The organism is Pseudomonas sp. Sample_10, from assembly GCF_004321495.1.
In the GTDB taxonomy this organism is placed as follows: domain Bacteria; phylum Pseudomonadota; class Gammaproteobacteria; order Pseudomonadales; family Pseudomonadaceae; genus Aquipseudomonas.
In genome coordinates, this window is record NZ_RCOE01000130.1 from 1 (window position 1) to 2,575 (window position 2,575).

The following is a 2,575-nucleotide window of genomic DNA, read 5'->3' on the forward strand; positions in this document are numbered from 1 at the left end:
TTCGACTGCGCCGGAAGTGGGGCGAATTATAGACACCTGAGATCTGCCGTCAACCACTATTTACGCCTTTTTGGCAGAAGAGGCCTTTTTTGTCATTAATCGTGGGATTCGGCGTGCCACCGGCGGTAGGCGCAGCACTAGCAGCAACACACCTATAACGGCATAGATCGCCCACTCCTTCAGATCGGCACGCACGATCCACAGCATATGCAGCAATCCAAGCCCCAGAATCACATACACCAGACGATGCAACTTCTTCCAACGAACACCCAACCTTCTTTGACTGTATCGATTGGACGTCACAGCCAGTGCCAGCAAACACAGAAAACCTAGCGCACCAACAATGATGTAAGGACGCTTGTGCAACTCGACGCCCAATTGCGACCAGTCAAACCCCAGAATAAATGCCAAATAGGCGCTCAAGTGCAGTACGACATAACAGAAGCACCAAAGCCCCAGCTGACGCCGGACAGCAATCCACCCCGCCCAACCTGTGAGTTTCTGCAGTGGCATCATACTTAATGTAATAAGCAAGAGGACAAGCGTTCCCAATCCCAACCGGTCGACCAGCACTTTGCCAGGGTCTGGCCCCAACACATCCTCCCAAGCCTGATACAACCAGAGCAGGGGCCACACCATCGCCGCAATGAAAACGCCAATACGCCAAAGCGGATATCGCATCAGTAATTCTTCCGCAGATCGAGCCCTGTATATAGAGAAGCAACTTCGTCCGCATAGCCGTTGAACATTTGCGTGTCCCGCACATTCGGCTTGAACAGACCACTTGGCAAGCGTCGCTCACGCGCCTGCGTCCAGCGTGGGTGGTCAACCGCAGGATTCACGTTCGCATAGAAACCATATTCGTCCGAGGCAATACTCTGCCAAGTGGTTTTGGGCTGCTCGCTCACCAGACTGATGCGCACGATGGACTTGATGCTTTTGAACCCGTACTTCCACGGCACTACCAAACGCAGCGGCGCTCCGTTCTGGTTCGGCAATTCGCGCCCGTACATCCCCACCGCCAGTATCGCCAAAGGATTCATCGCCTCATCCAGTCGAAGTCCTTCCACATAAGGCCAGTCAATCAAGGCAAAACCAGAGCGCTGCCCCGGCATGCTCTTGGGATCCTGCAGAGTTTCAAAGCGAATGAACCTGGCCTTTGACGTTGGCTCGACCTGGCTGAGCAAAGCCGATATCGGGAAGCCTATCCAGGGAATCACCATGGACCACGCCTCAACGCAGCGAAGTCGGTAAATGCGCTCCTCCAACTGATAAGGCTTCATGAAGTCTTCCAGCGCATACCGTCCCGGCTTGCCCACCTCCCCGTCCACGACCACCGTCCACGGTTCAGTTTTCAGCGTGCCGGCATTGGCAGCCGGATCGCCCTTGTCGGCACCGAACTCATAAAAGTTGTTGTAATGGGTCGCATCCTTGAAGGGGGTTATTGCCTCATCCCTGACATTGACCGCCCCCCACTTGGTCGAAGGAAGCTTTTCGCTGAACCAGGAAGGCGCCTTGCCAGGCTCCACATCCGGATAACGCGCCGCCTCATCAGCCACTGCCCATTGAGGCAGAGCGCCCACAGCCAATCCGGCAGCAGCAGCGCCCAACACAGTGCGTCGAGAAAGATAAATAGATTCAGGCGTGACGTCCGATTCATGGCAATCGGACGCTTTGGGGATTTTGATCAGCATGGCTACTCCGCAGCATTGGAGAACAGATGCACCAACAGTCTGCGGAGTATGAGGGAAATTACATCACTCGACGCTTTTGCGCCGACGAAGATGTAACAAGTACTGCACCGGTCCGGAAGCCGCATAGGCGAGGAACACCAGCAGCAGAATGCGCGGAGGATCACTGAACACGACTGCGAACACCAGCACGACAGCGAGGATAGCCACGAAAGGTACGCGTCCTTTCAGGTCCAGCTCCTTGAAGCTGTTGTACTTGATGTTGCTGACCATCAGCATGCCCGCCGCTGCCACCATCAACGCCACCAGGAAGGACATCTTGGAGCCCTGAATGCCGTAATCGCTGAACGCCCAAACGATACCCGCCACGACTCCGGCGGCAGCCGGGCTGGCCAGACCGATGAAATAGCGCTTGTCGGCGGTGCCGACCTGAGTGTTGAAGCGCGCCAGACGCAACGCAGCGCCCGCTACATATATGAAGGCGACCATCCAGCCAACCTTGCCCATGTCGCCCAGCGCCCAACCAAATGCCAGCAATGCCGGCGCCACACCGAAAGCGACCATGTCCGACAGCGAGTCGTACTCGGCACCGAACGCACTCTGGGTGTTGGTCATGCGGGCAACACGACCATCCAGGCCGTCAAGCACCATGGCGACAAAGATCGCGATGGCAGCGAAAGCGAAGTACTTGCTTGCGCTGACCGAGTCGCCGGCGCTCAAGGCGGCCTGCGCGCTCATCGAGTTGATGATGGAATAGAAACCTGCGAACAGGTTCGCAGTGGTAAACAGATTCGGCAAAAGATAGATACCACGATGCCGGACTTTACGGCCTTCAGCGTCGTGCCCTTCTTCGATATGTTCATCGATGGGCAGCAGGCTTTCGG

The 2,575-nt window shown here is 56.2% G+C and carries 3 protein-coding genes; all 3 read right to left on the reverse strand.

Annotated elements, in window-relative coordinates; all coding sequences use genetic code 11:
* Positions 1-60 precede the first annotated feature (60 nt).
* A complete protein-coding gene (msrQ, locus tag D8U18_RS12590) occupies positions 61-681 on the reverse strand; it encodes a protein-methionine-sulfoxide reductase heme-binding subunit MsrQ (RefSeq protein ID WP_056855605.1) in 621 nt (206 codons plus the stop codon).
* Entirely contained in the window at positions 681-1,694 is a 1,014-nt protein-coding gene (gene msrP, locus D8U18_RS12595) for a protein-methionine-sulfoxide reductase catalytic subunit MsrP (protein ID WP_056855606.1), read from the reverse strand. The genes msrQ and msrP overlap by 1 nt, the downstream gene beginning before the upstream one ends.
* Before the next feature lie 63 nt (positions 1,695-1,757).
* Positions 1,758-2,575: CDP-diacylglycerol--serine O-phosphatidyltransferase (pssA, locus tag D8U18_RS12600; RefSeq protein ID WP_131107734.1), on the reverse strand; the 818-nt coding region annotated here is incomplete at its 5' end.

What these genes read in the sequence shown, in the direction of transcription:
- msrQ (WP_056855605.1), bottom strand. Translation starts at nt 681, where the DNA reads ATGCGATATCCGCTTTGGCGTATTGGCGTTTTCATTGCGGCGATGGTG.
- msrP (WP_056855606.1), bottom strand. Translation starts at nt 1,694, where the DNA reads ATGCTGATCAAAATCCCCAAAGCGTCCGATTGCCATGAATCGGACGTC.